At 38.7% G+C, this 3,861-nt stretch carries 5 protein-coding genes; all 5 read left to right on the top strand.

Annotated elements, in window-relative coordinates:
* Window positions 1-68 precede the first annotated feature (68 nt).
* Genes E1176_RS04440 through E1176_RS04420 form a run of 5 tightly spaced genes read left to right on the top strand, consistent with a single transcriptional unit; the run spans window position 69 to window position 3,856 of the window.
* The gene (locus E1176_RS04440) at window positions 69-599 is read left to right on the top strand and encodes an RNA polymerase sigma factor (protein WP_246205938.1); all 531 of its coding nucleotides are present in this window, start codon (window positions 69-71) and stop codon (window positions 597-599) included.
* 12 nt (window positions 600-611) lie between these two features.
* Window positions 612-1,400: a HEAT repeat domain-containing protein gene (locus tag E1176_RS04435; protein ID WP_155209364.1), complete on the top strand. Its 789-nt coding sequence runs from the start codon at window positions 612-614 to the stop codon at window positions 1,398-1,400.
* A 23-nt stretch (window positions 1,401-1,423) separates the two neighbouring features.
* On the top strand, window positions 1,424-2,302 hold the full coding sequence (locus tag E1176_RS04430; RefSeq protein ID WP_155209363.1) for a DUF4097 family beta strand repeat-containing protein: 879 nt from the start codon (window positions 1,424-1,426) through the stop codon (window positions 2,300-2,302).
* A 58-nt stretch (window positions 2,303-2,360) separates the two neighbouring features.
* Window positions 2,361-3,158 (top strand): DUF4097 family beta strand repeat-containing protein, encoded by a 798-nt coding sequence (locus E1176_RS04425; protein ID WP_155209362.1) that lies wholly within the window; start codon window positions 2,361-2,363, stop codon window positions 3,156-3,158.
* Between the two features lie 50 nt (window positions 3,159-3,208).
* A complete protein-coding gene (locus tag E1176_RS04420; RefSeq protein WP_155209361.1) occupies window positions 3,209-3,856 on the top strand; it encodes a hypothetical protein in 648 nt (215 codons plus the stop codon).
* The last annotated feature ends 5 nt before the right edge of the window (window positions 3,857-3,861 follow it).

The following is a 3,861-nucleotide window of genomic DNA, read 5'->3' as shown; positions in this document are numbered from 1 at the left end:
TTGCCCTTTTGAAGATTTAAAAAACGCGAAAACTTACATACTTGGAGTCTATATCAGATAATGCTTTAATGACTAAAGTGAAAGAAAATGACCTTGATCAGCTAGGGTTGCTTTTTGAACGCTATAAAAAGGTCTTGTTCGCTTTTTTCTATAATATGAATCGTGATGCAGGCTTGAGTGAAGATTTAGTACAAAATACTTTCATGCGGATTTTAAAGTATCGCAATGGTTTTAAAGGTGATGGTGAGTTTAAGGTTTGGATGTTTCATATCGCCAGAAATGTGAGTCACGATCACTTCAGAAAAAACAAATGGCGCAACAACGAAGACATTAATAATTGGAGCGATCGACTTGGTGATGATACACTTACGATAGATAAAAAAGTAGCGCACACTGAAGAGATGAGTCTGTTAGACGTGGCCATCTCGAGGTTAGATGAGGAAAAGAGAGAGGTATTAACGCTAAGTAAACTGGAAGGGAAGAAATATAAGGAGATTGGTGATATACTCTCCTGCAGTGAAGGGGCAGTAAAAGTAAAAGTTTTTAGGGCTCTACAGGCCTTGAAGCAAGAGTATAGCAGCTTACAATCCCGGGTATAAATATTAAAAACTATGGAAGACGCAGTAAAACAACTTGTCGAGAAATATAACCACGGTAGCTTAAGTGCCGGGGAGGAGGCAACACTTGAGAGATACCTGGCAGAAGGCATTGTGGAGTTGGATGATTTGCAGGATGTAAGTCAAATGCAGCAGCAGATTAATGAGTTTCCTGTACCGGAACCATCTGCAGAGATGAGTCATGGCTTTTACTCATTGTTGGCAGAGAAGAAGAAGGCCAGTGAGAAAAAAGGAATCGTTGAATGGTTTAGCTCATTATGGGCTCACCAGCCGACATATCAGTGGGCCTATACTTTTGTGATACTTGTAGTTGGTGTATTAGGTGGCTATTTCTTAAAACCAACAGAAAATGGTGGTGATGAAATTAAGGAGCTGTCTGCAGAAGTATCAGAGATGAAGGAAATGATGATGTTGAGTCTGATAGAGAAAGAATCAACCAGTGATAGGTTGAGGGCTGTAAACCTGACTAGCGAAATGCAGGATGTGAGTAGTAAGGTGACTGAGGCTTTATTTAAAACCTTGAATACAGACCCTAACGACAATGTGAGGCTGGCTACAATTGAGGCGCTTTACCCATATGCAGGCAACCCGGAAGTTCGGAAAGGGCTGGTGCAATCTATAAGTAAGCAGGAGTCGCCACTGGTACAGGTCACACTGGCAGAGTTGATGGTGGCTTTGCAGGAGAAATCTTCGGTTGAAGAGCTCGAGCAATTGCTTGATAAAGAAAATACACCTGCAGAGGTAAAAGATAGAATAAAGGAGAGTATTAAAGTGCTCATTTAAAAGGTCAAAATTTTAACAACAACATGAAACTCTATATAACAACAATACTGCTGGTGCTGGTGACTTCAGTGACCGCACAACAACATACGGAAACAATAGAGAAGCAAATAGCTTTTGAAAAAACAGGGGAAAGCAATGTTTTCTACCTGGCCAATATCAACGGGGGAATAAAAGTTGAAGGATACGATGGAGATAAAGTTTTATTGACGGCCACCAAAACGATTAAGGCCAAAACAGAGCAGCGATTACAAGCTGCGGTTCAGGAGCTTTCTATTGGCATAATGGATCGCCTCGATACCATCTTAGTATACATCAACGGGCCATGTGCAGAATTTGGTCGTGGCGACTATAAATACAGAAAAAGTAGATCTGGATGGAGCTATAACTGGGATGATTGCAAATTTACTTATGACTTTACTTTTGATATTGTCTTAAAGGTACCTTACAAGTTAAACCTCAATCTTTCTACCATAAATAAAGGAGATATTACTGTAACCGGTGTTGAGGGGACTTTAGACATAGAAAATGTAAATGGCGCTATAAGTCTAAAGGGAGTAAACAATTTGGTCGAGGCTTACACAATCAACGGTGATGTAGATATCGATTATAAGTCTTTGGTAGGAATAGGCCCCTCATCATTTTATACGCTCAATGGAGACATAAATGCTAACTACCCTCAAGGCCTTAAAGCAGATCTGGCATTTAAAAGCTACAACGGAGATCTCTATACCAATATTGAAGATATAAGCTACCGACCCAATGTAATGAAGGAAAGTAGTACTTCTCAGGAGGGAGTATCATTTAAAGTCGAAACCAAATCACTCATAAGTGTACGTGGTGGCGGTGCTCAGCTCGATTTTGAGACTTTCAATGGAAATGTATACATAAAAGAAAATAAATAATAACAACAACAGCTGCGACTGGTCGTGGCACAAAATAAATAGGAAAAAAGCAATGATTATGAAAAAGTTAATAATAGGAATGATCGCGTTATGCGCTTCGCTTGTAGTATCTGCTCAGGATTCAGGAGAATTAGCAGTGCCATTTAGCAACCCATCATCTAAGGGAAAAGTAAAAATAGATCTACGTAAAGGTTCTATAGAGGTAGTGGGCACCGACCGTAAAGATGTGCTTGTAAAATATACAGGAAGAAATAAACATAATGGGGAGGAGCGTAACAAAGATGGTTTGAAGCGTATCTCTGGTGGAGCTATGGATTTAGAAATAAGCGAAAAAGATAATTTTATAGATATAGAATCAGACGAATGGAACAATGGAGTAGACCTGAAAGTAGAAGTGCCTAAAAATGTCGACTTGCATGTAGAAACCTATAACGATGGTTACATCTTTATTTCTAATATACAAGGTGAGATTGTGGCAGATAATTATAATGGGAAAATAACTGCTGATAAAATTTCAGGTTCACTGGTGGCTGATACTTATAACGGTGAAATAAAAGTTTCTTTTGATAAAGTGACTCCTGATACTCCTATGGCCTTTACTACTTACAATGGAGATGTGGACTTAACCCTGCCTGGCTCATTTAAGGCAAGTATGAAAATGAAAAGTAGCCGAGGGGAGATTTTGTCGGGTTTTGATTTTAATGTGAAGAAGACTGAGCCGGTAACTAAAACAGAGAAAAAATCCGGTACCTACAAGGTGTATCTTGACGATTGGGTGCGTGCTGACATCAACGGGGGAGGTGCCGAAGTGATGATCAAAAACTATAATGGAGATATTTATCTGCGTAAAAAGTAACCTTAAAGCCTGATTTTAAGTACATTATATTATCAAAAACTCACAACATCATGCGATCTACCATAACTACTCTACTCGTTTTCTTCAGTATAGGAGCGATTTCTCAAACTATAGAATACGAAAACCTCAATCAATTTGACAAATTAGTCATTGATGGCAAAGTAACATCTCTACACACCAAAAAGAGCCACCACGATAAAAGTGAAATGATGGTGAAAGGGGTGGAAAAGGAATATATTACTACCAGAATAGAGGCTGGAGTATTGTATTTAAATATCGAAAATGACCACGAGGCAGATGTTACTGTTTATAACAGTAGCCTGAAACGAATAGAAGCTGATGAGCCTTTAGAAATAGTTGGCGCTCAGTATGTAGGAAGTAATGGCAAGTATTTACTGACTGATTTTAGTCACCATCATGGTGATTGTTCAGATCATGTGGCGGTAAATATACCCACCATTGACATCGATATTCCTGGTTTATCAATAGATATACCGGAAATGAACTTTGATTTCGAACATCATTTCGATCATGATTTTGACATAGACATTGATATCGATGAAGATAGCTATAGTTTTAATTGGAATTGGGAGGAGCAAAGTGAAGAGTTGAGGCATGTGAGCAAGGAGATGAAGGAAGAGATGCAAAAAGCGATGAAGGAAATGAAAAAAGAGCTTAAAAAGTATAGAAAGGAATAAATACA

Source organism: Fulvivirga aurantia (assembly GCF_009711475.1).
Taxonomy (GTDB): Bacteria; Bacteroidota; Bacteroidia; order Cytophagales; family Cyclobacteriaceae; genus Fulvivirga; species Fulvivirga aurantia.
This window is presented reverse-complemented; position numbering and strand designations above follow the sequence as displayed.